Raw genomic sequence first — 26,238 nt, 5'->3', positions numbered from 1 at the left:
ATCTAACTCTATTAATTAAAAAAATTTTATAATTTATGTAAAATAAGAGATGTAGATCCCAATAACAAATAGATATTAATACGGTTTTATTGAGAGGAACCTTTGCTAACCTGGTGATCTGCATGATGATTATTGCTTTTATCTTCTTTTTTTATCTCTGTTTTTAATTTGGCTTATTTCTGCTATTTCCATGTGCTATTATGTATTTTTTGTTATTGCAATGTTCCTGTTTTGTTTTAAATAAGGCCTGTTTTATAAAAAACAGCCGCGTGAATTTACTGGGATAATATTCCGCCGCGGCTAACATCCTCCCCGCAGGGGGTAGCCCCGCGGGGTTAAGCTGGAATCCCAGCTTATTTCAAAGGTGTTTGGGCTGCTGTGGTTCAGTGCTTATCGCGCTCTCTGGCGGTAATTTTGGCCTGCCGCCAGCTGAGCAGCGGTGTGACCGACATGCCATGCACCACCACGCTGGCGACGATCAGCGTAAAGGCCATATCGGCCATGCGCGTCACCTCATCGCCGGCCAGCCCATGGGTATAAGCAAAGGCGATATAGTTAATGCTGCCGATGCCGCGAATGCCCAACCACCCCAGTATCAGGCGCTGTTCAACGGGGGCTTTCATTCCGGCCGTGGCGATCCAGACGGAGAGCGGCCGGATAACCACAAACAGCAACGCCGCCATCACCAGCCCCATGGGCGCCCAGTGTTGAGCCAGCGTAATGCCAAGCCCGATAATAATCATCGCGGCAAACAGCCTTTCCACCGTATCACCGAACGACAAGGCATCACCCACCACTAAACCGGCGGAACTGGTAGGATTGGTTTCACCCGGTTCGTGGCGGATATGCGGGTTGACCAGTTCTTCGGCGGGCGGCCGGTTGTTGCTGTCGGAAAACTGATCGGCAGGTTGCAGATTGACCACGCGGATCTCGGCCCGCCGCAGCCCAACGCCGGCGGCAAAGGCCGCCAGAAAGCCTGAAGCATCCAGCGCCTGTGCCGCTGCGTAGCTGAGGGCGATCAGCGCCAGCGCCAGGAAATCGTTCGGCGCCACGTCCTGATGGGTGTGGCGCAGATGCGTGGCGTACTGGCCAACCAGGCGGCCCATGGCGAAACCAATGCCCACCCCGGCGGTAATGGCCCACAACACGTCCACCAGCGCCCAGTGGCCGAACGCCGCCAGCGACAGACCACCCGGCGTGGTTACCATCATTACCGCCAGTATCAGCAGCGGCAGGGCGCTGCCGTCGTTCATGCCCGCCTCGCTGGAAAGCGAGACGCGCAGGTTATCGCTGTCGCGGGCATCGTTAACCGAAATCAAACTGGCCAGCACGGGGTCGGTCGGCGCGACGATGGCGCCAAACGCCAGTGACAGCGGCCAAGAGAGTTCAGCCAGATAGTGCGCCGCCAGCGCCACGCCTGCGACCGTCAACAGCATGCCGGGAAAGGCAAGCCGCAGGCCGATGTACCAGCCCTGGCTTTTCAGCGGCAGCCGGAGCTTGAGGCCGGTAATAAACAGCGAAGCGGCGATGGCGATTTCGGTGATATTTTTCGCCAGCTCCGCGTGGGCCGTAATATCCACTTGCAGCAGGTTTAACACCCAGGGGCCGCATACGATGCCCGCGGTAAGGTAGAGTGCGAAAACGGTGATCGGGCCACGTTTGATCCAACCCGATGCCAGCGACATCAACAGTAATAAACCGCCAGTTGCGGCAGTCCAGCCAAGAAATTCCATTCTTACTCCTCTGTGGTTTGTCTGGTGTTGTAAGTATGGCGTTAAATAACGAAGAGAAAAGGCTATCCGTTTGAAATGAATGATTTTTAAACAGGATTGGCCGTTGTGATTATAAAGTAGGCCGCTTGGGCGGTCGGTTTCACCAGTTGCGTTGGAACACGCGGACGTTCAGCCTCACCATGGCGATAATGGCGCTGGACAGTAGCCGCAGCCCGGTGGGCAGATCGCGCCGGCGTACGTCGAGCAGCAAAACGGTGCGCACCTGGTCGCTGTCGTTCCAGACTTCATGCTCAAATGTATCGTCCCACAGTAAAAACTCGCCTTCGTTAAGGCGATATTCCTGGCCGGCGATTTTAAGCACCGCGGCGGGGGTGCTGTCGGCGTGTTTGGGCATCGAGAGCACCAGATAACCGCGCAGTATCCCCCTGAACGGGCCACGATGCGGCGGTACCAGTTTCCCTGGGGCCAGGAAAGATAAAGAGGCGGAAAGCACGTCCGGCGAACGGGCAATCAGCGCAGCCAACTGCGGGCAACGCGCCAGGTTGCGGCGGATTGGCTGGCCGTATGCTTGCATCACGAACATTCGCCAGTCACGGGCATCGTTGGCGGAAATAGAGGCTTGCTCTTGCATAATCTCGTGGAAACGCGGGATGTGCTGCAGGTTGTGCGCCACATTCAGCGCTTCTTCACGTATCTGCCGCCAGTTTTCCGTGAAGTGCTGCGCGGCGGGGAATAATTCTGCGCTATTAAGCACCGGCGGGCTGCTGATGCGGCGGTCGTAAAGATGGCGTAACCCGGCGACGGCCCGATCGTACATTGTTGACATGGTGGCCCCAAAATGTGAGTTGAATATCTTATATCTCCACCAAGTCTAGCCGGTGATTGAAATCAGGGAAGTTTTCCGGCCAGGCGACGTTTATCGCTAATGTTTCTTGATAGGATGCTGTTGATAAAAACACGTAATAAAAATGTGATGAATGTCGCATTTGTAATCATGCTTGGCTAAAATACCGCATTGACTGCACCCACCCGTTCTGGACCTTATTAAAAATGGAAGAAGAATCCCGCGTTTCGCGCTCGACCGCCTGGATGCGCGTTCTTGTGCTTGCCGTATCCGCATTTATTTTCAATACCACGGAATTTATCCCGGTAGGCTTATTGAGTGATATCGCCCGCAGCTTCGATATGCAAACGGAGCAGGTGGGTTTAATGATCACCATTTACGCCTGGATTGTGGCCGCGTTCTCTTTGGTTTGCATGCTGCTGACCAGCAAGATTGAACGGCGCAAGCTGCTGATCGGGGTATTCATTCTGTTTATCGCCAGCCATGTGCTGACCGCAGTAGCGTGGAATTTCACCACGTTGATCGTGAGCCGCGCCGGCGTGGCGTTGGCGCACTCGGTGTTCTGGTCGATCACCGCCTCGCTGGCGATCCGTGTGGCCCCGCCGGGCAAAAAAGCGCATGCACTCAGCATGTTGGCGGGCGGTACGGCGCTGGCCATGGTGCTTGGCCTGCCGCTGGGGCGTATCGTCGGGCAACTGCTGGGTTGGCGCATGACGTTCATCGGTATCGCGGTGGCGGCTACCGTCGCGTTGCTGATGCTGTGGCGCCTGCTGCCAGTGCTCAAGAGCGAACACTCCGGCTCTCTGGCCAGCGTCCCGATGCTGTTCAAGCGCCCGGAGCTGGTCGGCCTGTATATGATGACCGTGGTGGTGATTACCGCGCACTTCACCGCGTATAGCTATATTGAGCCGTTTATTCAGGATGTGGCGCACCTGTCTGATAACTTCACCACCCTGATGCTGTTGCTGTTCGGCGCATTCGGCATCATCGGCAGCGTGTTGTTCAGCCGCTTTAGCGAGCGTTTTCCATCCGGTTTTTTCATCGGCGCTATTGCGTTGCTGGCGATAAGCCTGCTGTTGCTGTTGCCGGCTTCCTACAGTGAATCCACCATGACCATGCTGTGCGCCGTCTGGGGGGTTGCCATTATGTCGATCGGCTTGTCGATGCAGGCCAAGGTGCTGAACCAGGCGCCGGATGCCACCGACGTGGCGACCTCTATCTATTCCGGCTTGTACAATCTGGGCATCGGCGGCGGGGCGCTGTTGGGGAACCAGGTGAGCCTGCACCTGGGGATGTCGAACGTCGGCTTTGTGGGCGCGCCGCTGGCGCTGATTGCGCTGGGCTGGTGCCTGTTGCACTTTTACCGCAGTGAACGGTTGCAGCACAACCAAGTCTAATCACTCCGCCCGCTGTCACCTTGGTGAAGCGGGCTTCTTCATATGGCTAGCCGAAATAGGCCGCCAACTGCCGCAGCGTTTGCTCATCTAGTGTGCCGGCGTAGTAGCGTAACTGTAGCCAGGCGCTCAGCCAGGCGTAACGAGCCTCGGCCAGATCGCGCCGGGTGCTGTAAAGCTGCTGTTCGGCATTTAAAACATCCAGATTGACCCGTTCGCCGCCGCTCACGCTTTTCCTCGTCGCCAACACCAGCGCTTGTGCGGCACGTTCCGCCAACTGATACGCTTTGATTTTGGCTTGGCTGCTGGTCACCAGATTAAACTGGCGGCGCAATTCCAATTGCACTGTCAGTATTTGTTCGTCTTTTTCTTTCGCCGCCTGCTGATAGCGTTCGCCGGCCTGCCGCGTGGCGGCCGATACGCCGCCGCCAGCAAACAGCGGCACGCTGACTTGCACGCCGATTGAGCGGGTGTCGTATTTTTGGTTATAACTGCTTTCACTGTCCGAGCTGCTTTTGCGCGCGTTGGCGACCAGCGTGACGCGCGGCAGGTGGCCGGCCCGGCTGCGTTCAATTTCATAACGTGATACCGCCAGCGACTGGCTGAGCGCCAGCAGTTGCGCATTGTGGTGCAGTGCCAGATTTTGCCAGTGGCCGAAGTTGGCCGGCTGCAACGGGCGCGGGGTGAACCGAGCGTTAAGCGGCGCGAGCTGCACGGCGGCGATCGGCGCACCAAGCAGTTTCGCCAGTTCTTGTTCACTCAGGTTGAGGTTATCCTGTGCTTCGATCAACTGCGCGTCGGCCAGGTTCAGCCTGGCTTCGGTTTCCAGTATATCGGTGCGCGTGCCTTCCCCCTGTTCGAATAGCCGCTGGTTGAGCCGATATTGCTCCCGGTAGGCTCGCCGTTGCGCCTCAACCAGCGCGATTTCTTCCTGGCTGAACAGCACGTTGCTGTAGGCCTGAAACAACCGCACCAGCAGTTGTTGGCCGGCGTCGCGCAACTGTTCATTGCCCATCTGCGCTGCAGCGCCGCCCTGCTGATAGCGCGACCAGGCTTCGTAATCCAGCAGCGGTTGCTGGAATGAAAGCGTCGAGGCATGGCTGTTATAGTGGCGATCGCTGCGCAGCTCGCCGCTGGTGACGGTGGAATCGTTGCGCGAATGGCTATAGTCGTAATTGATTTTCGGCAATAGCGCGGCGCGGCCGATGTTTTTCTCTTCTGTTTCGGCGTTGCGCGCATGGATGGCCGCCTGGAAAACGGGATCGTGGCTTAGCGCCTGCCGCCAGGCTTCGACCAATCCCAACGCCTGGCCTGGCGCGCTGTAGCCCAGCGTAACGCACCATAACAGCAGACGAACGCGCTGGGTAAATGAACGTCCGGGGCGAACGGCAACGCGCATAGTTAATCCTCCGATAAAGCGATATGCAGGCGATCGAACAGCGGTTTAAACAGATAATTCAGCAGTGAACGCTCACCGGTTCGGACAAAAGCCTCGACCGGCATGCCAGGGCGGATATGCAGGCCGGATAGCTGACGCTTGCCCTGTTCGTCGACGTTGATGCGCAGCGGGTAGTAGGGGAGGTTGGTTTGGGGATCGATGAGCTGGTCGGCGCCCACCAGTGCGACGCGCCCGGTTACGCGTGGCGTGGTGCTTTGATTAAACGCGGAAAACATCAGTTCAACCGGCAAGTCGGGCGCGATCCGGTCTACCAACTCAATAGGGAGTTGCGCCTCGACCTGCAACGATTGCCCCTGCGGCACGATCTCCATCAACGTTTGCCCATTGCTGACCACGCCGCCTTCGGTGTGCAATGTCAGGCCGACCACGTTGCCGCTGGCCGGCGCGGTGATGCGCGTGTTTTGCAGCTCATATTCTGCGGCCGCAAGACGCTGAGCGAGATCCTGAATGCTGAGCTGGGCCTCGCCCAACTGGGTGCGCACTTCTTTTTGGTACTCCTCCTGCCGCTGCAGCATTTTCTGTTCCAGCTCGGCGATCTGCTGCCCAATCTGCGCCAGCGTGCCGTTCTGTTGGGCAAGATCGCCGTGCAGTTGGGCCGCTTGCCGTTCCGTCTCCAACAGCCGGTTACGCGGGATGTAGCCTTCTGCGGCCAGTGGGCGCAGGTTGCGGAGCTGTTCGCCAAGCAGCCGGGACTGCAGGGTGTAGCTTGCTAACAGCGCGCGCGTCCCTTGCTGCTGGGCGCGGTTACCGTCGATGGCGGCCCGCATGGCGGCGATTTCCTGACGCAACGCCGCGCGGCGGCTGAGAAACAGCTGCTGTTGCCCCAGTTGGATCTGCTGCACGGTTAAGGCAGGGTGTTCATCGCCGGGTAGTGTGGTGAACAGCGCCGCATCGGGCGTGGGCAGTTGCGGCAATGCATCCCGTTCGGCCTGCAGACGCGCCGCGCGCAGTTGGGCTTCCAATAATTGAATGCGCAGATTGTCGCGCTGGGTTTTGGCCGGCGTGGTGTCCAGTTCGGCCAGCACCTGCCCCCGCTGCACGCTGTCCCCTTCGCGGACATATAAATGCGCGACGCGCCCGGCGGCGGCGGGCTGTACCACTTTACGGTTGTCCGTGACGATCACCTTGCCGGAAACCGCGACGCCTTTATCCAGCGGCGCCAGGCCGGCCCACAGCAGCATACCGCCGAACCCCAGCAGCACCAGTATCAGGCCGTATTTGAGATAGCGCCCGGAGTCGGTGTGTAGCGGCAACACGGCGGGCGCTGACGCGGGGCGGGCCGCGGAGGATGTCGGCGGGTGGTTAACATGGGGCGGTGCTGACTCAGGGTGTAGAGACATGCGGTTCCTCGTGCAATAAAGGGATTCCGTGGTGCCACGCGCCGTGAAGGTAGCGTGGCCGAGAAATGCCCACAAATAGTGAAAATTAACGTTCGGGCGCAGCCTGGCGTGGCCCTTTGGCGTTATAGACCATGCTCAGGCCAGGAGAGAACGCCCCGGCGGCGGGCGGCGGCTTGCGTTTCGTCATCTGCTGTTGCAGTTTTTCCGCCGGGCCGAAGAAACTGACTTGTCCGTCACGCAGCGACAGCAGCTTATTGGCACAGCTAAGCAGGGCAGGTTTGTGGGTTATCAGGATCTGGGTGGCGCCCTGTTCCTTTAGCTGTGCGATCGCCGCCAGCAGCGCTTTTTCGCCTTCCTCATCCAGGCTGGCGTTGGGTTCGTCCAGCACCGTCAGCTTCGGTTGGCCGTAGACGGCCCGCGCCAGCGCCACCCGCTGCTTTTGCCCGCCGGACAGGCCGCTGCCGTTTTCGCCCAACGGTGTGTCGTAACCCTGGGGCAGACGGAGGATCAGATCGTGCACGCCGGCCAGGCGGGCGGCGGCGACCACCTGTGCGGCATCCGGCTGGCTGAAGCGGGCGATGTTTTCGGCGATAGTGCCGGCGAACAATTGCACGTCCTGCGGCAGATAGCCGATGAAACGGCCGAGATCGCCTTTGTCCCATTGGTGCATGTCGGCGCCGTCGAGCCGCACCTTGCCACTGAGCGCCGGTTGCGCGGCCACCAACAGGCGCGCCAGCGTCGATTTGCCGGAACCTGATGGGCCGATAACGCCCAGTACGTCCCCTGGCTCAAGGGCGAAGGCGATATTGCGCAGCACTGGCGTGCGGGCATGGGGCGGGGCGGCGTTGATTTGCTCAACCTGCAAGCGCCCCAGTGGTTCAGGCAGTTGCATACCGGGCGCGCGTTCGGGATAGGCGGCCAGCAGCACGCTGATTCGCTGCCAGGCCAGCCGTGCCTGCGACCATTGTTTCCACACCCCGATGAGTTGATCTATAGGGCTTAGCACCCGGCCGACCAAAATCGAACCGGCGATCATCATGCCGGGTGTGATTTCGCCCGCCACCGCCAGCAGGGCGCCAAGGCCCAGCATCAACGATTGCAGCGCCAGCCGCAGCGATTTGGTCAGTGCCGTTACGGTGGCGCTCTTTTCACTGGCCAAATTTTGTTGCTGCAGGAAGTACACGTGCTGGTCTAGCCAACGGGCGCGCAGGGCGGGCAACATACCCATCGCTTCGATGGCGTCGGCGTGGCGCAGATTGGCGTTGGCCTGTTGAGTGGCCTGAATGGCGATACGCCCGGCCTGTTCCAGCGGCTCCCGCGTCAGGCGCTGGTTGAGCCAGGCCAACAGGATCAGCACCGCAGCGCCGGCCAGCGCCATCACGCCCAGCCACGGATGCAGCAGGAAGATCACCAGCAGATAAACCGGGAACCACGGGGCGTCGAAAAAGGCGAACAGCGCGTTGCCGGTGGCGAACTGGCGCAGCGCGGTCAGATCGTTCAGCGCCTGCCCGGCGCGCGCCGGCTGCCCTTGCAACTGGCTGGCGAACGCGGCGTTGTACACCCGCTGGTTCAGCCGCATATCCATTTGGGTGCCCAGGCGGATCACCACCGCGCTGCGTACCCATTCCAGCAGCCCCATCAGCGCGAACAGGCCGAGCGCCATTGCCGTCAGCATGCCCAGCGTCATCGTGTTGCCGGAAGACAGCACGCGATCGTAAACCTGTAGCATGTAGATGGCTGGCGTCAGCATCAGCAGGTTGATCACCGCGCTGAACAGGCCTACGCCCCAGAACGCCTGGCGGTAAGCCGCCAGCGCGCCGAGAATTTCGTGGCGCGGCGAGGGGGAGGGCGGAGGAGAAAAACGTGTTTCCTTGCCGCTTGCAATACGCATAGGTCATCCATCTTGCAGGTTGCCGCTGGCGCACTGCGCCATGCCGCAACCGGTTGTCTGTTAAGCGCATCCGTTACACCTTGCGTTATTGCGGGTAATAACGGCAGCGATTACACTGAAACGCCGCCGCGGCCCGGTAACGTTGCGGACGCGGCGGCGTAGTGCCGGGCGGCTAAAAGCGGGTACTTTTAGCCGCTTTTCTTAGGCAGCCAGCAGGAGATCTGCGCTGTCGGCCACGCCCACCACGTCAACTGTGGTGCTATCGGCCGTCAAGGCGGCGGCGGTTGCAGCATAGGTTTCGAGCGTGGCGTTGGTATCAATACCCGCGGTTTCTAGCGAATCAAGAAGGTAGCTGACATCGCCGCGCATCAAACCGTAAATGACGTCATGCACATCGGTAACAATATCAGCCAGGCCATTGAAGGTGACTTCAAGCGATTGCAGAGAGTAACCCGTGCTGTTGCTCAACTGCAGATCTTCCCCGAAATCAAGGGAGTCAACGGTACCGGTCAGTGTATGGGTGGAAAATTCGTAGACCAGATCGCCTTCGGCAATAAATGCTGTCGTATTATTGACGGTGCTGGTGAGTGAGTATTGCGTACCGCCATATGTCGCGTTGGTTTCTCCCCAGAAACCGCCCGAGTTATTATCATCCACATTACCGGATGTGTGGTTGGAATCACCAAATAGCGTTGCCCATTCATCCAGGTATTCGGCAATCGTGTAGCTGGCAAAATCAGTGTCGTACTGAATGCTGAAACTCATGATTAATTCCTCTCACTAATTTAACAATGTGAAATGTAAAGCCTGTTGGCCCTACATCGAGTGGGCGGAGACAGTCTGAGTCGCGCCGCCCATTTCTTCGCTGTTCAGCAAAGAAAATCAGAAACGATATTCCACCCCGCCCTGAATTGTCCTTCCCCGGCCTAAGGTATAAGAGAGCGAATCGCCATAACTCACGATATACGCGCGGTTAGCAACGTTTTCTATGGAACCACGTAGGGTGAGCGTATCGGTGACTTTATAGTTGGCATACAGATCGATCAGGGTGTATTTCGGCCAGTCAGCAACGTAGAAAGCGCTGACGGCGCCGCTGGAACTCACTTCAGAGTGATCCTGATAGCCGCGGTTATATCTGAGCACCATGCCGAAATCGAGTTGGCGATCAAATGCGCGCCCCCCTAAGGTCAAAGAGCCGCGATCGCTTGGCAAATAGTTCAGATTACTGAATGGCGTGCTTTTTAATGTCGAATAGCGGCATGCCACGGTGTTATTTTCATACTCAACGGGATACCAATTATAGGCCTCACCGCCAAATTTTATTTTGTCACCCAGATAGGCGACTTTGGCGCAGAAATCGTTAAAGCCGATAATACGGGTATAGGTAAAGTCGACATAGAATGTTCCGGCGTCATAGTTAAGTTGATATTCCAGACCGCGGAAACGGGTTTTCACCAGGTTGTTTACGTAAGCGGCAGAGCCGGAGCTCACTAGCTCACCATAACCTGGCAACATGCGGTTAGTTGCCAGAGATGAATAATTATCGACGCGCGTGTCGAAGTAATTGACTTTGGCAACCAGACGATCCTCAGCGAGGAAGAGATCGGGATTTTGAATATTGAAACCCACTTCCCATGAGCGCGAACGTTCCGCCTCCAGATAAGGATTAGGATATTGCGTTGCTGAGCTGTGCGCGCTGCCTGAGGTCAGTGTCTCTGTGATGGCGGGTGGCCGCCAGGACTTTCCGTAATTGGCGAATAATTCCAGCCACTCAACGCCGGGTTTAATACCCAAGCCAAAGGTGGGCGATAATTTGCCTTCTTCCCGATCGACATCCCAGCTTTTAACATCCTGATAGGTACACGATGACATGCGTCTTTCATTGCACGGGTTTTTAATATTCCAGATATTCATACTGGTATTTCCGCGCAATCGATAGCGATCGTAGCGTATACCGCTTTCTAATCTCAGCCAGTTGTCATATTCATAAGTCAAATTAGTGAACAGGCTCGCCATCGTTCGGTTACCGGCGGGCGTCACGCCGACCATTGTCTCTTTGTTGGAATCACTGTTCGCTTTATCGTAGAAAATATCCAGGCCATAGTTGGCCTGTAAGCTATGTATGGCAGGAAGATGAAAATGCGAGGTGTTCTCCGCCTGAAATCCGTATGTTCTTAACTGAGTCCGGGCCTGGTAGCTGTTATCAGTTGATGTACTGGTGCTGTAGGTATCCGTATCGTCGTTAGTATCTACGTAATAGAATTTGGCTTTAAAATCGAGCCAGTCCTGGTTGTCAGGATGCAGGCTGTAATCTAACGCGGCGCTGCGCGACATCGCTTCGCTAAAGCCTGAACTGGTCCATCCCAGCGTGTAGGGGCTGCGGGTGTTGCCGGGTTCGGCATAAATAGCTGTGATCATGCTGGCACTTGGTGTAGAGGTTTGAGTCTGCAGGTAGCTGAGTTGAATCCGTTGATTAGCCGGCAGATTCCAGCCTATTTTGGCCAGGCGCGAGCGCATAGTGTAATTTGAGTCGAGAACTTTAGTGTGTTTAAGGGCGTTCTGTAGGCTGGATGTCGTGGTGCCAGTATTATAAACATCGCTGGTTGAGGTACGAATATCCCCGATATCGCCTTTGTTGCCTGGCCAGTAGTCGCCTAAATGGCGCTCGCTGGCGCCTACCAGAATATCGCCGGTTTCGCTGCCCAGCGCCAGAATGCCGCTGCCGATAAATTGCGTGTCGTTGTCACCGGTACTGGCATGCAGCCTGCCGCCGATCTCTTTGGTCGGCGGGAAGATAAAATCGCTGGCGCTAACGGTGTTGAAGGTGGCGATGCCGCCGAAGGCGCCGGCGCCGCCCATGCCGCTGGTGGCGCCTTTTTCGATGGTGACGCCGGAGAGCAATTCAGAGTCGATGTACATCTGGCCGTTGCGCTGGCCGTGGCCGCTTTTCTGAAAGTTCTGCCGCATGCCGTCGATGTTCATGTTGACGCGGCCATAGTCCTGAATGCCGCGAATATTGACCGACAGCGCCGGATCCTGCTGGCTAACGCTGGAGTAGACGCCGGCGGATTGTTCCAGCATATCGGCGGCATGGCGTGCCGGGCGGTTGTCCATTTGTTCGCGGGAGATCACGCTGATGGCGCGCGGTTGATCGTAGATCCAGTCGCCTTCATGTTCGATACGCGCGGCTTTGATGATGAGCGTTTGCTCCGCGGCACCCTTATTGGCCCGTTTGGATAAGGTAATTTGGCCGGTGGCGCTAATCTGGTAGTCCAGCGGGTTGTTACCGATCAACCGCCGCAGCGCCTGATTGATGGGGTAACGCCCTTGTAACGGCGTGGCCTGCATGCCGTCCAGCAGGCCGGATGTCGGCAACAGGATTTGCAGGCCGGCCTGCTCGGCGAAGCGCAACAGCGCACTGTTGAGCGGCTGTACGGGAATGGTGAACTCGGCCTGTTGCTCGCCGTGCGCTGTGGCCGCTGTGGGTTGTTCGGCCCTGGCATAAGAAAACGGGACAAGTGTGCTGAACGCCATCCCGATAGCCAGCGCAAGCCGGCTGATTGTTAGTGTAATTTGCTGTGAAGTCTGCATTTTATGCGCGCTCTTGGTAAAAAGGCTCGTGAACCGATTGCGGGTAAAAAATCACCCGCTAAGGTTTAAACTCTCAAAACGAGAATGATAATAAAAATCATTCCATAGTTACCAAGACGAAGATAATGACAAAAACCGTAAAAGAATTTTACTGGTCGGATGAGATTGTGGGCGGAGCAATGAATGCCGCTGGCTGCGTTCGGCAACCGGAAGGATAAAGCGGCGGCGGAGTGCTTGCGCCACGCCCTGCAAACGGGGATAAGCGCCACCTGCGGGCACCCGCGCACTATTGCGGGATACAGCCTAATACAGCACGATAAGCCCCGGCAGCGTCAGTTGCCTGGCGCCCAGTTCGTGGCTAATGGCGGCCAGAGCGTTATCCAGATCGCCAAGGGAAAACACACCGCTGATTTGGCGCTGCTGCAAGCGTGCGCCGCGGACGATCACTTTGCCGCGATGATAACGGTTGATCCGCGCGATAACCTCCGCCAGCGGTTGTTGATGAAATATCAACAGCCCGCGCCGCCAGTCGCCGGCGTCGTGGCTATTCCAACTGGCGATCCGTTTCAACCCCTGATGCGCGTCGTATGTGGCGGCCTGCTGTTCCTGTAGAACCAGTGATTGCGCCCCGGCCGCCACTTGCACGCTGTGTTGCGCCACCCCGACGGTGGTGGCGTTATCGTCGTACTGCACCATAAACTGCGTGCCGAGCGCCTGGGTTACGCCGTTATCGGCCGCCACCCGAAAGGGGCGCGGTTCGCTTGGCGAGAGCGGCACCACGGTGAACCAGGCGTTGCCGCGCAGCAGCCTGACGCGGCGTTCAGCGCCGCTATACTCAAGGGCGACGGCTGTGTCGCTGTCCATATCAACTTGGCTGCCGTCTGGTAGGCGAAGGTGGCGGGTTTGCCCGCTGGCGGTGTGATAATCGGCGTGGATGTCCACCCAGGCGCCCGGCCCCCACAGCACGCCGGCGCAGAGCGCCAACAGCGCACAGGCAGCGATGCTCCAGCGCACCGGGGCGCGGCGCGGCCGAGGGGCGACGGCGGCCCGCAGCTGGTTTTGCTGCTCGCCGTTGAGCGCGCCTAACGCTTGCCACAGTGCCTGAGCTTGCTTCAGCGCGGGGTGATGGCGCGGATCCTGTGCCAACCAATGTTGCAACGCCTGTTGCTGCGCAGCGTCTGGGCTGGCTTCGGTCAATTTTAGCGCCCATGCGGCGGCCTGTTGCCTGATCTCTGTGGGGTAATCGTTCATCATGTATAGGCTTGGTGAAATAAGGGTCTCTTATTATGTTGACGTCTGGGAACGGAAAAACCGTAAAATTTATGCAATTAATTTAAATGACGCGCAGCATCGCCGCCAGCGCACTGGCGAGATGTTTCTCTACCGTACTGACGGAAATGTTCAATTGCCGGGCAACCTGTTGCTGTGTGAGGTGCTCCAGCCGGTGCAGCAAAAATATCTGCTGCGTGCGTTCGGGCAACTGCGCAAGCACCTGCGCCAGCAGCGCCAACTGCTGCTGGTTAATGGCCATCTGCTCCATCTGCGGCCGGCGATCGGGCAGGGCGTCCAGCGCCGCTTCTCCGTCGTTGGCCGGCGGCTGCATTTGCCAACGCGCTTGATAGCGTTGGTGATCCAGCACCAGGTTATTGGCGGTTTTAAACAAATAGGCCTTTTTATCGCTGATATCCTCGTTTTGTTCCAGCCGTTGCGCCAGGCGCAAAAAGCATTCCTGTAGCAGATCGGCGGCCAGATGAGGATCGCGAACTTTACGCGTCAAATATCGTTGTAGTGCCTGCGAATAATGACTGAAAAGGTGTTTTAGATCCGTCTCCGACATCTTTACGCCCTGCCAGACCGGGGTCTGACGCTAGAGGTTGGTTTAAATGATAATTATTATCATAAAAGGCCGAGCCGATAAATGGGCGGGCACAGCTATCGTTTGTTGTCGGTAGTGCGGGGCGTTGGCGCACGGCCGGCAGCCGTGCGCCTTGCGCTTAACGGAATGGGGGTTCGTTGAAGGTGCGCAGCTTGCGTGAGTGCAGGCGCTCGCCTTCGGCGCGCAGCAGATCGATCGCGCAGATACCGATCTGCAAGTGCTCGGAAATCGCGCCTTCATAGAAGCGGTTGGCCTGGCCGGGGAGCTTTATTTCACCGTGCAACGGCTTGTCGGAAACGCACAGCAGCGTGCCGTAGGGCACCCGGAAGCGGTAGCCCTGGGCGGCAATGGTGGCGCTTTCCATGTCCACCGCCACGGCGCGGCTCAGGTTAAAACGCAGCGCTGAAGCGGAGTAGCGCAGTTCCCAGTTGCGATCGTCGGTGGTGACCACCGTGCCGGTGCGCAGCCGCTGTTTGACCTCTTCGCCCGGCATGCCGCTGATGGCTTTGGTGGCGTCGTACAGCGCACGCTGCACCTCGGCGATGCTCGGGATTGGGATATCCGGCGGCAGAACCGAATCCAGCACGTGATCGTCACGCAGATAGGCGTGCGCCAGCACATAATCGCCAATCGTTTGGCTTTCGCGCAGGCCGCCGCAGTGGCCGATCATCAGCCAGGCGCTGGGGCGCAGCACCGCCAGGTGATCGCAGATGGTTTTGGCATTGGACGGGCCAACGCCGATGTTGATCAGCGTGATCCCCTGGCCGTTGGCGGCGATCAGGTGATAAGCCGGCATCTGGTGGTTTTTCCACGCCAGATCGGATACCGCCTGTTCGGGGGCGGCGGTGTCCGCCGTGATCAGATTGCCGCCGGCGCAGGACAGCGCCTGGTAAGGGCTGGCGGGATCGGCGATCTGGCTGCAGGCCCAGCGCACAAACTCATCCACATAGCGCGTGTAGTTGGTAAACAGCACGAACGGCTGGAAATGTTCGGCCGGCGTGCCGGTGTAGTGGCGCAGCCTGGCCAGTGAAAAGTCACTGCGTAGCGCATCGAAATGCGAAAGCGGGAACGGACCGGTGGGGTGCAACAGGCCATCGGCGGTTTCATCGCCAATCTGCGCCAGTTCGGTGGTGGGGAAATGCTGCGCCAGCCCGGCGCTCATTGAACGATCCAGGCTCAGGTTGGAACCGTCGATAACGTAGGGGAACGGGATCTCCAACTGTGAAGGCACCACCTCAATCGTGGCGGCGTATTCGTCTTGCAGCATGGCCAACTGTTCCGCCAGATAATGGCGGAACAGCTCTGGCCGGGTAATGGTGGTGTTATAACTGCCAGGGTGGGTGAAACGGCCATAGGCGCGGGTTTTCTTTTGGCTGGGGGAGGTGCCGTCCCAGCTCACCTTCAGCTCTGGATAAACGAACAATCCTGCGCGCCGTGCCTGTTCATCGGGCAATGTGCCGTGGCTAATAAATTCCCCAATGGCCGCACGGAGCGCTTTAACTGAAGCGTTGTACATCGCCTCCAGTTTATCAAGCGCCTGCGCCACCGTGAGGTGACTGCCGGATAGGCTGTTGTTCATGTTTTCTCCTGTTTATCCTTTTTGTCCTGAATCAGTGCCAGGCTAACGTAGGCGATATTTCGCACAATCTGTTGTGGGGACTCGCTTAGATAGTATGTCATGGCTCCGGGCTAAGGAAAGGCATGAATAGCACACCGTTGCCGCGCTGCAGGCGCTGCTAAAAATGTGAGGCAGCGCTGATTTCTCTGCGTGCGCTGAAGAAAGGGCGTGGCTTGTTGATAAAAATCAAAATAGCTTTCTTTCGAAATGTTATCACCTTCATATGAAATAAGGGGGCGATAATGATTTTCAACATCCAGCGTTATTCCACACATGACGGCCCCGGCATCCGAACCGTCGTGTTTTTGAAAGGATGCTCGCTGGGTTGCCGCTGGTGCCAGAACCCGGAAAGCCGTTCGGGCAAGCAAGAAGTGCTGTTCGATGCGCGTTTGTGCATGGCGGAGTGCGATCTGTGCCAGCGTGCGGCACCCGGCGCCATTGAGCGGCTGCCGGCGGGCATGATTATCCACCGTGAGCGCCTGGAAGCGCCGCATTTCGCGCAACTACAAAGCTGTTGCCCAACCCAGGCGCTGAGCGTGTGCGGCGAAACGGCAAACGTCGACAGTATTATGGCAACCGTGCTGCGTGATAAACCCTTCTACCAGCGCAGCGGCGGCGGCATCACGCTCTCCGGCGGCGAGCCGTTTATGCAGCCGGAGTTGGCGCGGGCGCTGCTTCAGCGCAGCCGCCAGCAGGGCATCCATACCGCCGTGGAAACCTGCCTGCACGTGCCCTGGGCCTACGTTTCGCCTTCATTACCCTATATCGATCTGTTCCTCGCTGATTTGAAACACGTCGACGGCAAAATCTTCAAACAATGGACCGGCGGCTCGGCCAAACGCGTGATGGAAAATTTACGCCGTGTCGCCGCCAGCGGCAAACCGCTGGTGATCCGCGTGCCGCTTATCCCCGGCTTTAACGCCGATGCTGCCTCGGTGCGGGCGATAACCGATTTTGCGACCGGGGAGTTGGGCGCCCGCGACATTCATTTTCTGCCTTACCACACCCTGGGGAAAAACAAATACCAACTGCTTAACCAGCCATACCTGGCGGCGGATAAGCCGCTTGACGATCCTGAACTGCTTGCCTTTGCTGAACGCTATGCAAGCACGCAGGGGTTAGCCGTGACACTGAGAGGATAGCGCTATGGTCACCCTGAACCTGGAAACCCTGAGTGAGCGTATCAAGGCTCATAAAAATGCACTGATTCATATTGTCAAACCGCCGGTTTGCACCGAGCGGGCGCAACACTACACGGCCGCCTATCAGGCCAATATGGATAAGCCGGTGCCGGTGCGCCGCGCACTGGCGCTGGCCAGCCATTTATCCCAGCGCACTATCTGGATCAAACATGACGAATTGATCGTCGGAAACCAGGCCAGCGAAGTACGCGCCGCACCGATTTTCCCCGAATACACCGTGGGCTGGATTGAGCAAGAAATTGACGAACTGGCCGACCGGCCCGGCGCCGGTTTCTCCGTCAGCGAAGACAACAAACGCGTACTGCATCAGATCTGCCCGTGGTGGCGCGGCCAGACGGTGCAGGATCGCTGCTATGGCATGTTTACCGACGAGCAAAAGGCTCTACTGGCTACCGGTATCATCAAGGCCGAAGGGAACATGACTTCCGGCGACGCCCACCTGGCAGTGAACTACCCGCTGTTGCTGGAAAAAGGGCTGGACGGCCTGCGTGAAAAAGTGGCCGAGCGCCGTTCGCGCATCAACCTGACGGTGCTGGACGATTTGCATGCGGAACAGTTCCTGAAGGCGATAGATATCACCTTTGCCGCGCTGAGCGAACATATCGAACGCTATGCCGCACTGGCGCGGGCCCAGGCGCAAAGCGAGCCGCGGCCCGGTCGTCGCGATGAGCTGTTGCTGATTGCCGAGAACTGCGAACTGATCGCCCACCAGCCGCCGCGCACCTTCTACCAGGCGTTGCAGTTGTGTTACTTCGTGCAACTGGCGCTGCAAATTGAATCCAACGGCCACTCGGTGTCGTTTGGCCGTATGGATCAGTATCTCTACCCGTACTACCGCCGTGACGTTGAGCTGACGCAGACGCTGGCGCGTGAAAGCGCCATTGAAATGCTGCAAAGCTGCTGGTTGAAGTTGCTGGAAGTGAACAAAATCCGCTCCGGCTCGCACTCGAAAGCATCGGCCGGCAGCCCGCTGTACCAGAACGTAACCATCGGCGGGCAAAATCTGGTCAACGGCCGCGCGCAGGATGCGGTTAATCCGTTGTCCTATGCCATTCTGGAGTCGTGCGGGCGTTTGCGCTCCACCCAGCCGAACCTGAGCGTGCGCTATCACGCCGGCATCAGCGACGATTTCCTCGATGCCTGCGTGCAGGTGATCCGCTGCGGCTTTGGCATGCCGGCCTTCAATAATGACGAGATCGTTATCCCGGCGTTTATCGGCCTGGGAGTGGAACCGGAGGACGCCTACCAGTATGCCGCCATCGGCTGTATCGAGACGGCGGTTGGCGGTAAGTGGGGCTACCGTTGCACCGGGATGAGCTTTATCAACTTTGCCCGGGTGATGCTGGCCGCCCTTGAAGGTGGGAAAGACGCCACCAGCGGCAAGGTGTTCCTGCCGCAGAACTGTGCGCTGTCACAGGGTAACTTTGCTGATTTCGATCAGGTGCTGCAGATGTGGGACCGGCAAATCCGCTACTACACGCGCAAATCGATTGAAATCGAATACGTGGTGGATACGGCGCTGGAAGAGAACGCACACGATATCCTGTGTTCGGCACTGGTGGATGACTGCATCGAACGCGGCAAGAGCATCAAGCAGGGGGGCGCCAAATATGATTGGGTTTCCGGCCTGCAGGTGGGCATCGCCAACCTGGGCAACAGTTTGGCGGCGGTGAAGAAACTGGTATTTGAACAGGGCATTATTGGCCAGCAACAGTTGGCGCAGGCGTTGGCTTGCGATTTCGATGGCCTGACCAATGAACAGTTGCGCCAGCGCCTGATGAACAACGCGCCGAAGTACGGCAACGATGAGGACAGCGTCGATCAACTGCTGGTTCGCGCTTACCAGACTTACATCGATGAGCTGAAAAAATACCATAATCCCCGCTATGGGCGCGGGCCGATTGGCGGCGGTTATTACGCCGGCACCTCGTCGATCTCCGCCAACGTGCCGTTCGGCGCCGCGACCATGGCCACGCCGGACGGGCGCAAGGCCCACGCGCCATTGGCCGAAGGGGCCAGCCCGGCTTCAGGCACCGATCATCTGGGCCCGACGGCGGTGATCAATTCCATTGGCAAGTTGCCAACCGGATCGATCCTGGGCGGCGTCCTGCTCAACCAGAAGCTTAACCCCGCCACGCTGGAATACACCGGCGATCGGCAGAAGCTGATGGCGCTGCTGCGCACCTTCTTTGAAGATCATAAGGGCTGGCATATCCAATACAATATCGTTTCACGGGCCACGCTGATTGAAGCGAAGAAACACCCGGACCAATACCGCGATTTGGTGGTGCGCGTGGCCGGCTATTCGGCGTTCTTTACCGCGCTCTCGCCGGATACCCAGGACGATATTATCGCTCGTACAGAACACACGTTGTAAGGGCGCCGCCCCAACGGTTGCAGCGCCGGGTACCGCCGGCGCTGCCTCGTTTTCTTGCGCGGTTCTGATATAGTGTGCACCATTCGAATAATGGGTTATCAGCGCCTATGAACGCACGTCAGCAAAATATTCTGCAGGTGGTTAATCAACGTAAAAGCGTCAGCGTTAATGAGCTGGCGCAGCTTTCCGGTGTCTCGGCCGTCACCATCCGCCAGGATCTCAATGCGCTGGAGCGCAACCATTATCTTAAACGAGAGCATGGTTTTGCCGTCGCGGTGGAAAGCGATGACGTAGACACGCGCATGCAGAATAACTTTCAACTGAAGAAATCGTTGGCGGAATATGCCGCCTCGCTGGTGGAGGACGGCGAATCGGTGTTCATTGAAGGCGGCAGCGCCAATGCGCTGTTGGCGCGCTACCTGGCCGATGTGCGCGATATCACCATCGTGACCGCCAGCCACTATATCGCCCGGCTGTTGAAGGATACGGCCTGCGATGTGATTGCCTTGGGCGGCCACTATCAAAAACACAGCGAATCGGTGGTCGGGCCGCTAACCCGCAGCGGCATCCAGCAGGTGCACTTTCATAAGGCGTTTATCGGCATTGACGGCTTTCATGCCGACACCGGTTTTACCGGGCGCGATATGATGCGCTGCGATGTGGTCAGCGCGGTGTTGGATAAGGGCATCGAAACCATCGTGCTGACGGATTCCAGCAAGTTTGGCCTGATCCAGCCATACCCCCTTAGCGCTGGGCGCCCGATCGGCCGGGTGATCACCGACGGCGGCCTGGCCGCCGGCTACCAGCGCCAATTGGCGGAGCTTGGTATCCGCTGCGATCTGGTCAGCGCCGAATAGCCGCCGGCGTTTTCAGGCGTGCGGCTATGTTCTTTGAAGCCAGTTCACGATCGCCTGGTTGACGAAGGCCGGTTGCTCAAGCGTGGAAACGTGGCCGCAGACGGGCACGGTAATCAGCGTTGCGCCGGGAATGGCGCCGGCGATTTCTTGCGCGGCCTCCGGTGGCGTCAGCCGGTCAGAATCCCCCACCAGCACTAAACTCGGGCATGCAATCTGCGGTAACAACGGGCGCGAATCCACGCGGCTCATAATCGCGCGCTGTTGGCGAATAAAGCCCGCTGGCCCCACATCCTGTGCCATCTCGCGCATGGCGGTGCGTAACACTTGATCTTCCAGCCGCGAAGGGTGTACGCAAAAACGGTACGCATCCTCAATAAGGGTTAAAAACGCGCCCTCGCCGGCGGCCTGAATTTGCTGTTCGCGGGACTGCCTGGCTTCTGGCGTGTCCGGGCGGGCGGAGGTATCCAGCAGGATCAGGCGTTGCACGCGTTCCGGCGCCTGGCGAAGGATCTCAAAGGCCACGTAACCGCCCATCGACAGCCCCAGCAGAATAAAGCGCGCCGGGGCGGCGGCCAGTATGCGCCTGGCGATGGCGGGGAGAGAGTCATCCTGCGATGAGTTGGCGATCATCACCGGCGCGTGCTGCCAAAGCACATGGGTTTGCTGCTGGTAAAGCCTTGGCGAGCCTAGCAGGCCGGGAATAAAAACGAAGGGCAACATAGGGATAGGTTCTCCTTTACGCACTCGAGGTTTCGGCCGCCGGGGGGCGGTGGACGTTGTACGTCAGCCCATATATACCCCAAATAATTCGCGTTAGAGGACAAAAACGCAAACGGGTTTGTTGAACAGCGATAGCGCTGGCCCGAAGGGGCAAGGCCCAGGGATGTACCGAGTAACCAAGCCAACACACCTGCAACTTGCAGTATGAAGGGTAGACCTTTTATAAAAGAACTGATTAGATTTATTTTAATGTGTCATTCAGGGGTTAACAAAAATATGGAGATAATTATCCGGGGCGGTGAGCCGGAAGATGCTCAAAGTTACCAACGGATTTACAGTCACCCAACGCTGTATGCCAATACGCTGCAACTGCCGTACCCATCGGTAGCGCAGTGGCGCAATAAGCTGGCGCAAAACGAAAGCATTGGTCGGGTCAGCTTTGTGGCGGAAGTAGAAGGTCGGGTGGTGGGGGATATCACGCTATTTACCAACAACAACCCCAGAATACGGCACGTGGTCGGGCTGGGTATCGGCGTCGATCCGGCGTTCGCCGGCCGTGGGGTGGGTTCCAAACTGTTGGCAACCGGCATTGATTATGCCTTCAATTGGCTTGCCGCCGTGCGCATGGAGCTTGAAGTGTTTACCGATAACGAAAGCGCCATCGGCCTGTACCGGAAATTTGGTTTTGCGGCCGAGGGCGTGCAGCGCCAAGCTGCCTTCAGGAACGGGCAGTATTGCGATGTGATGCTGATGGCCAAACTCAAATAACGCCGGGCGCCAGGTTTTTCATCGGCGCCTGGGGCCTTAAAAGTATTTTTCCTGCAGCGCCTTCGCACTCATGGGGTAACCGAAATGCCACCCCTGCACGGCCGCATTGGGGCTGTGCTGGCGGATGTATTCCGCCTGTTCTGGCGTTTCAACCCCTTCGACGGTAACGCTGGTGTTGAAGTCGGCGGTCAGATTAAACAGCAAATCGACGATTTTGGCATTGACCGAACCGGTACCGATGGCGCTGGTGAACATTTTGTCTATCTTCAGGGTATCGAAGGGCAGGCTGGAAAGGTACGACAGGTTACAATAGCCGGTGCCGAAATCGTCCAGCGCGATGCGGTATCCTTCTTGCCGCAGCGCGTTTAGCTTGTCCGCCAGTTCGGCATGCGTCGCCGTTGATCGCTCGGTCACTTCCAGCATAATTTGCCGCCGGCATAGGCCATATTTCTCCACCTGGGTATTCAGATAGTTGCGGAAATCGTCGTCCAGCACGTCCGAAATATCAAGATTGATACTGACGTAAAACGCCGGGTGCTTTTGCAAAACAGCCTGCAGTTCGGCCAGCGCCCGGTCGGTGACCTGGTGGGTAATTTCATTGATGATCCCCTGTTGCTCCGCGATCGGGATAAAAACGTCCGGCGAGATGGGTTCTTTGCCTTTGTTGTTCCACCTGACCAGCGACTCCACGCCGATGATCTGCATTCTTTTCATACATACGATGGGTTGATACTCAAGGTAGAGCTCGTGTTTTTTCACCGCGTGCAGCAGTTGGCGGCACAGCAAACTGCTGCGCTCCATCAACAGGAAAAACAACATGGATACGCCGCCGCCGATGGCGGCGCCGGCTAACACGATAGCCACAATGATGCCCGGTTTCAGAGCCAGGATCCCGGAATCATTGAGGCGAGCGTAGACACAGACATCATGGGTGCTACTGCACCGGTGCTGCTGCCGGTATTGGTTATACCAGGCACTGGGCCGGGTTAATACATCGGGGTGTATCGCTCCAAATGATTGATAGACATGGCCGTTATCAGGCGATGTCAACAGCGCGCTGTAACCGCGCATCGGTAATGTGAAGCGTTGAAATGCGCTGGGGGAGGTAAATACGGCGATATCATAACGGCTGGCGATGTCGGTTTGTATTCTGGCGTCAAACAACCCGGTTACGCCGCTCCATAAGCGCATACCGTCTGCCTGGTGCATATCCGCTTTCGGCAGGGGAATTGGGGGATCGATTATGCCGCGTACTGCGGTGCAGACTAATGCATTATTTTTGAGGCGGCCGATATCGTGCAGATAATGCGCGTTAAAAACCTGGTAACGCAGTTGGAAAATATCTTCGGGCGAACAGGGGCTGAACGTATAGGTGTGTACATCTTCAATGCTGGTCATCGATTCGGTAACCACTTCATCCGCCCGGGCGATAATGCTATCGGCATAGTCATTGACTTTGCTCTGATCCAGCATCGCGATTGATATTTGGCAGACAAGCAGCATACAAAATGCGCCTACCAGAATACTGGCAATGGTCATCATCCATGCTTTGTAGTTCATTGCTTTCATTTTTATCCTCAAGGCTAAGCACATTGCAGATGCGAAGCGAGCCGTGATCGGGCCGAAAGCCGGGGTGGATGGTGTTGGTTGCTGCCGTATTAGCCTGCCGCCTTTCTCTGATCATTCGTCACCCGTCGCCTCGCCATACACGATGAGCGAAAGTGTTGCCTGGTAATTATTCGAAGCGTTTGTTTTCGTTTTTTAGAATTTTCAGCACGCTGATAAACAGTATAGAAACTGATGGGCGTATTGTGCGAGAGGGCCCAGTGTTGTGGGTTTAAAAATGAGCATTTCCATTTTTATATGGGCGTTTTTTGTTCAATAATCCGTTTTTTGCCCCCGTGCTTTGATGAATAAATTATACTTTTCATACGGATTAATATATTTAATCTAATGATTTTATTGTTGATTGTTGTCAATGAGAGTGGCTTTTCATCAGGTGTTGGTTTTATTTTTTGTGTTTCCAGCGGGGGAAGGGCATAGGCAACTGGGGGTTATAGATAACGCCGGTGTTATGGTGAAAGAGATCCTTTCTCTCTACATTGACGAAACCGTACTCTGCCGCCACCAGCGTAAAGGGAATTGCCTTAATCGTACTGTGTTTCTTTGCGGCCATTGCGCACGGCAATTGTCAGGGCCGAAGGCCCGGCCCCGACACCCCGGCCTGCGCTTAACATGGCCTGCCCGCTGCGCGGGTACCCTCGCCGCGTCCCCGTCGCCGGGCGGGTCGGCTACGACAAACCTCCCTGTTTGTCTCGCCTCAATCGTCCGTCCTTGGACGATTGCCCCTGGCAACGGTGCCTTGCTCGGCAGCCCAAGATGCGCGCTAAACGTCAACCCCCCAATCTATCGTAACCGGGCAATCTAACCTTCGGCTTTGACATAAGTTAACCCCAAAAACAACGCATTTGGTGGGTGGGGCACCGGGGTTGAAGCCATTGAAGGCGCCGAACGGCGAAACGTAGCATAGGCGAAACCGCCAGGACGGCGGTTTCAGGCGAGTTATTCCAAAACAGCGCCTAATAAACAACGTGAAACTTATCTTCGCACTGTTTAATCGTCGCCATAAATGTCCCCAATGGCGCATTTTCTTTGGCGATCACAACCCCCGAGCTGCGTGAATTTTTCATTTTGCTGTTTTGTTGCTCACCATGATCCGTCGTGGTTATTTCAACCTGCACGTTTTCATCCGTTTTGGCCGCGCCGGCGGGATAAACATAATAGAGCTGCTGCGGATCGTTGATGCCGTAAGTAGACTGCCTTTGAAGACTATAGCCCTGTTTACTGAAAGCGCGTTCCAGGCAAATTCTTAAATCTATAGAAGATTTCCCAGATTGCAGCGACGTCAATTGGCTTTTGCCATTAAACGGACTGATTGCCATGCAGCCACAGAGCAGAAAGGGAATAATGGGTACCAGGGTTTTATAAAACATGGTGGGTCACTCCTTGAAAGTTCCACGGGATAGTAACCCTTGCGATGTTTTTTGTAAAAACGTTGTGGAGGCTGTGCAGCCGTAGATAACGCATAGTAAACCTGGCTATGTTGGCTGAGCCGGCCAGGCCGGAATAATGCGGTGTTATTCCGGCGGCGGGTTTACAAGGCGTAGAGCGTTAATTCCATGCGTGGCGCGGTGGGTTGATGTTGTTCAGGTAGTAGTTGCCGACGTGGAAGTATTTCCAACGCACCGGATCGTGCAGCGTGTGGGTGCGGGCATTGCGCCAGTGGCGGTCAAGGTTATATTCGGCAAGCGTAGCGCGCGTGCCGGCCAGCTCAAACAGCTTATTCCCGGCCAAAACGGCGATCTCGGTGGTGAGCACCTTGGCTTCGGCAGTGCCGACAGCGGCCTCGGCCACTGTTTCTTCATTCGGTGTGGCCAGCGCAGTATCGATCAACTGACCAGCGCGCCATAGCAACGCTTCGGCCGCGTGCAGGCGAATTTTAAGATCGCCGATGGCGGCAATGGTAAACACATCGTCGGCGGCTCGCGTTTGGCCACTGTCGATCCAGGGGCGAGATTTTTCACGCACAAAACTCAGGGTGTCGGCGATGGTGCCGCGGGCGATACCCGCGTCAACCGCCGCCTGGATGATTTGCGAAATCGGCCCGGCGGCGGTTGGGCGATCGAATGCTTGCCATACCGGGATGACGCGGTCGCGCGGCGCGCGGACGTTATCAAGGATAACCGTGCCCGAAGCGGTGGTGCGCTGCCCAAAGCTGGACCAGTTGTTTATCACCTTCAACCCTGGCGCATCGCGTTCGAGGATAACCAAATGTGGTTTGCCTTCGGCATCCACTGCCACGACATGAACGATGTGCGCCAGCAGCGCGCCGGTGGCGTAAAACTTCTCACCGTTGACCACCACCTCATCGCCTTCCTGGCGCAGGGTCGTTTTGAAATCGGCCACGGTAGCCGAGCCTTTTTCAGAAAAGGCATTGCCCCAACGCAGCCCCTGCAATACGCCGGCCAACAGCGTTTTTTTCTGGCTCTCGCTGCCGTCGGCAATTAAGTGGGCTACCCCGGCCAGATGGTTTTGCGGTATCTGCCCCAGAGCGGAATCCGCAGCGGAAACGGTGGCGATAACCCGAGCCAAAGTGGCATAAGACACTTGCGCACCGCCATAAGCTTTCGGCACGTTGATGCCCCAAAGGCCGCTTTGCGAGAAGGCTTCCAATTCGGCTATCGGCAACAGCCCCTCGCGATCGCGGCGTGCGGCGCCGCTGGCGAATTGCGCCGCCAGGCGTTCCGCGACGGCTATCGCTTCGGCATCGCTGGTAATAACGTGGGCAGGCGTGGTTGGGCGCGGTAAGGGCGAAAACGGCTCGGTGGAATTGACATGGACTTCAGGCGTGGCGGGTTTGATCTCTTCGATGATAGTCATGGGTTCTTCCTTACACGGCGATGGCTAAAATGCAGGGCGGATTAATGGCTATCGTAGCAACAGAGTCTTGCGGCCTATATATTAATTATAGATATGATTATTTATTTTCCTGGCGGGTAATGTGAAGC

General features: G+C 57.3%; 19 protein-coding genes. 5 read left to right on the top strand and 14 right to left on the bottom strand.

What is annotated here, in order from left to right; translation table 11 throughout:
• Window positions 1-383 precede the first annotated feature (383 nt).
• Both AC559G_RS09180 and AC559G_RS09175 read right to left on the bottom strand, forming a co-directional pair.
• Complete coding sequence (locus AC559G_RS09180) at window positions 384-1,733, bottom strand: cation:proton antiporter (RefSeq protein ID WP_498912322.1); 1,350 nt, start codon at window positions 1,731-1,733, stop codon at window positions 384-386.
• Window positions 1,734-1,872: 139 nt separating this feature from the next.
• Window positions 1,873-2,559 (bottom strand): aspartyl/asparaginyl beta-hydroxylase domain-containing protein, encoded by a 687-nt coding sequence (locus AC559G_RS09175; RefSeq protein ID WP_498912321.1) that lies wholly within the window; start codon window positions 2,557-2,559, stop codon window positions 1,873-1,875.
• A 224-nt stretch (window positions 2,560-2,783) separates the two neighbouring features.
• On the opposite strand from AC559G_RS09175, the gene AC559G_RS09170 reads away from it, so the two are divergent.
• Window positions 2,784-3,974: a sugar efflux transporter gene (locus AC559G_RS09170; RefSeq protein ID WP_498912320.1), complete on the top strand. Its 1,191-nt coding sequence runs from the start codon at window positions 2,784-2,786 to the stop codon at window positions 3,972-3,974.
• Window positions 3,975-4,020: 46 nt separating this feature from the next.
• On the opposite strand, the gene AC559G_RS09165 is transcribed toward AC559G_RS09170, so the two are convergent.
• From AC559G_RS09165 to AC559G_RS09130, 8 genes are all read right to left on the bottom strand, one after another.
• Window positions 4,021-5,370, bottom strand: coding sequence for a TolC family protein (locus tag AC559G_RS09165; protein WP_498912319.1), 1,350 nt, complete (start codon window positions 5,368-5,370; stop codon window positions 4,021-4,023).
• Window positions 5,371-5,372: 2 nt separating this feature from the next.
• Window positions 5,373-6,770 carry an HlyD family type I secretion periplasmic adaptor subunit gene (locus AC559G_RS09160; RefSeq protein WP_498912318.1) on the bottom strand — a complete coding sequence of 466 codons (1,398 nt, stop codon included), beginning with the start codon at window positions 6,768-6,770 and terminating at the stop codon, window positions 5,373-5,375.
• Window positions 6,771-6,855: 85 nt separating this feature from the next.
• Window positions 6,856-8,661, bottom strand: coding sequence for a type I secretion system permease/ATPase (locus tag AC559G_RS09155; protein WP_498912317.1), 1,806 nt, complete (start codon window positions 8,659-8,661; stop codon window positions 6,856-6,858).
• A gap of 201 nt (window positions 8,662-8,862) precedes the next feature.
• Window positions 8,863-9,426, bottom strand: coding sequence for a heme acquisition protein HasA (locus AC559G_RS09150; RefSeq protein ID WP_498912316.1), 564 nt, complete (start codon window positions 9,424-9,426; stop codon window positions 8,863-8,865).
• Between the two features lie 117 nt (window positions 9,427-9,543).
• Window positions 9,544-12,252 (bottom strand): TonB-dependent receptor, encoded by a 2,709-nt coding sequence (locus AC559G_RS09145; RefSeq protein ID WP_498912315.1) that lies wholly within the window; start codon window positions 12,250-12,252, stop codon window positions 9,544-9,546.
• Window positions 12,253-12,555: 303 nt separating this feature from the next.
• Window positions 12,556-13,506, bottom strand: a complete 951-nt coding sequence (locus tag AC559G_RS09140; protein WP_498912314.1) for a FecR family protein — start codon at window positions 13,504-13,506, stop codon at window positions 12,556-12,558.
• A gap of 79 nt (window positions 13,507-13,585) precedes the next feature.
• Window positions 13,586-14,089, bottom strand: coding sequence for an RNA polymerase sigma factor (locus AC559G_RS09135; RefSeq protein WP_121553253.1), 504 nt, complete (start codon window positions 14,087-14,089; stop codon window positions 13,586-13,588).
• A gap of 157 nt (window positions 14,090-14,246) precedes the next feature.
• Window positions 14,247-15,707, bottom strand: a complete 1,461-nt coding sequence (locus AC559G_RS09130) for an AMP nucleosidase (RefSeq protein ID WP_498912313.1) — start codon at window positions 15,705-15,707, stop codon at window positions 14,247-14,249.
• A gap of 281 nt (window positions 15,708-15,988) precedes the next feature.
• Here AC559G_RS09130 and AC559G_RS09125 point away from each other — a divergent pair, with 281 nt between their 5' ends.
• The 3 genes from AC559G_RS09125 (at window position 15,989) to AC559G_RS09115 (ending at window position 20,182) form a co-directional block, all read left to right on the top strand.
• On the top strand, window positions 15,989-16,888 hold the full coding sequence (locus AC559G_RS09125) for a glycyl-radical enzyme activating protein (RefSeq protein ID WP_498912312.1): 900 nt from the start codon (window positions 15,989-15,991) through the stop codon (window positions 16,886-16,888).
• 4 nt (window positions 16,889-16,892) lie between these two features.
• Entirely contained in the window at window positions 16,893-19,325 is a 2,433-nt protein-coding gene (locus tag AC559G_RS09120) for a formate C-acetyltransferase/glycerol dehydratase family glycyl radical enzyme (RefSeq protein ID WP_498912311.1), read from the top strand.
• A 107-nt stretch (window positions 19,326-19,432) separates the two neighbouring features.
• Window positions 19,433-20,182, top strand: a complete 750-nt coding sequence (locus AC559G_RS09115) for a DeoR family transcriptional regulator (RefSeq protein WP_498912310.1) — start codon at window positions 19,433-19,435, stop codon at window positions 20,180-20,182.
• 24 nt (window positions 20,183-20,206) lie between these two features.
• Here AC559G_RS09115 and AC559G_RS09110 read toward each other — a convergent pair whose 3' ends face one another.
• Window positions 20,207-20,902, bottom strand: a complete 696-nt coding sequence (locus AC559G_RS09110) for an alpha/beta fold hydrolase (RefSeq protein ID WP_498912309.1) — start codon at window positions 20,900-20,902, stop codon at window positions 20,207-20,209.
• Between the two features lie 276 nt (window positions 20,903-21,178).
• On the opposite strand from AC559G_RS09110, the gene AC559G_RS09105 reads away from it, so the two are divergent.
• Window positions 21,179-21,670, top strand: coding sequence for a GNAT family protein (locus AC559G_RS09105; protein WP_498912308.1), 492 nt, complete (start codon window positions 21,179-21,181; stop codon window positions 21,668-21,670).
• A gap of 36 nt (window positions 21,671-21,706) precedes the next feature.
• Here AC559G_RS09105 and AC559G_RS09100 read toward each other — a convergent pair whose 3' ends face one another.
• The 3 genes from AC559G_RS09100 to AC559G_RS09090 form a co-directional block, all read right to left on the bottom strand.
• Complete coding sequence (locus tag AC559G_RS09100) at window positions 21,707-23,230, bottom strand: EAL domain-containing protein (protein WP_498912307.1); 1,524 nt, start codon at window positions 23,228-23,230, stop codon at window positions 21,707-21,709.
• A 1,019-nt stretch (window positions 23,231-24,249) separates the two neighbouring features.
• Window positions 24,250-24,663 (bottom strand): hypothetical protein, encoded by a 414-nt coding sequence (locus AC559G_RS09095; protein ID WP_498912306.1) that lies wholly within the window; start codon window positions 24,661-24,663, stop codon window positions 24,250-24,252.
• A 178-nt stretch (window positions 24,664-24,841) separates the two neighbouring features.
• Window positions 24,842-26,110: an SfnB family sulfur acquisition oxidoreductase gene (locus AC559G_RS09090; RefSeq protein WP_498912305.1), complete on the bottom strand. Its 1,269-nt coding sequence runs from the start codon at window positions 26,108-26,110 to the stop codon at window positions 24,842-24,844.
• Window positions 26,111-26,238: the final 128 nt, after the last annotated feature.

The sequence above is a fragment of the Gibbsiella greigii genome (assembly GCF_039540155.1).
GTDB lineage: Bacteria > Pseudomonadota > Gammaproteobacteria > Enterobacterales > Enterobacteriaceae > Gibbsiella > Gibbsiella quercinecans.
This window is presented reverse-complemented; position numbering and strand designations above follow the sequence as displayed.

Coding starts and splice junctions, on each gene's coding strand:
- AC559G_RS09135 (WP_121553253.1), bottom strand. CDS start 14,089: ATGTCGGAGACGGATCTAAAACACCTTTTCAGTCATTATTCGCAGGCA.
- AC559G_RS09165 (WP_498912319.1), bottom strand. CDS start 5,370: ATGCGCGTTGCCGTTCGCCCCGGACGTTCATTTACCCAGCGCGTTCGT.
- AC559G_RS09175 (WP_498912321.1), bottom strand. CDS start 2,559: ATGTCAACAATGTACGATCGGGCCGTCGCCGGGTTACGCCATCTTTAC.
- AC559G_RS09160 (WP_498912318.1), bottom strand. CDS start 6,770: ATGTCTCTACACCCTGAGTCAGCACCGCCCCATGTTAACCACCCGCCG.
- AC559G_RS09100 (WP_498912307.1), bottom strand. CDS start 23,230: ATGAACTACAAAGCATGGATGATGACCATTGCCAGTATTCTGGTAGGC.
- AC559G_RS09150 (WP_498912316.1), bottom strand. CDS start 9,426: ATGAGTTTCAGCATTCAGTACGACACTGATTTTGCCAGCTACACGATT.
- AC559G_RS09090 (WP_498912305.1), bottom strand. CDS start 26,110: ATGACTATCATCGAAGAGATCAAACCCGCCACGCCTGAAGTCCATGTC.
- AC559G_RS09110 (WP_498912309.1), bottom strand. CDS start 20,902: ATGTTGCCCTTCGTTTTTATTCCCGGCCTGCTAGGCTCGCCAAGGCTT.
- AC559G_RS09180 (WP_498912322.1), bottom strand. CDS start 1,733: ATGGAATTTCTTGGCTGGACTGCCGCAACTGGCGGTTTATTACTGTTG.
- AC559G_RS09130 (WP_498912313.1), bottom strand. CDS start 15,707: ATGAACAACAGCCTATCCGGCAGTCACCTCACGGTGGCGCAGGCGCTT.
- AC559G_RS09120 (WP_498912311.1), top strand. CDS start 16,893: ATGGTCACCCTGAACCTGGAAACCCTGAGTGAGCGTATCAAGGCTCAT.
- AC559G_RS09095 (WP_498912306.1), bottom strand. CDS start 24,663: ATGTTTTATAAAACCCTGGTACCCATTATTCCCTTTCTGCTCTGTGGC.
- AC559G_RS09125 (WP_498912312.1), top strand. CDS start 15,989: ATGATTTTCAACATCCAGCGTTATTCCACACATGACGGCCCCGGCATC.
- AC559G_RS09155 (WP_498912317.1), bottom strand. CDS start 8,661: ATGCGTATTGCAAGCGGCAAGGAAACACGTTTTTCTCCTCCGCCCTCC.
- AC559G_RS09140 (WP_498912314.1), bottom strand. CDS start 13,506: ATGATGAACGATTACCCCACAGAGATCAGGCAACAGGCCGCCGCATGG.
- AC559G_RS09105 (WP_498912308.1), top strand. CDS start 21,179: ATGGAGATAATTATCCGGGGCGGTGAGCCGGAAGATGCTCAAAGTTAC.
- AC559G_RS09170 (WP_498912320.1), top strand. CDS start 2,784: ATGGAAGAAGAATCCCGCGTTTCGCGCTCGACCGCCTGGATGCGCGTT.
- AC559G_RS09115 (WP_498912310.1), top strand. CDS start 19,433: ATGAACGCACGTCAGCAAAATATTCTGCAGGTGGTTAATCAACGTAAA.
- AC559G_RS09145 (WP_498912315.1), bottom strand. CDS start 12,252: ATGCAGACTTCACAGCAAATTACACTAACAATCAGCCGGCTTGCGCTG.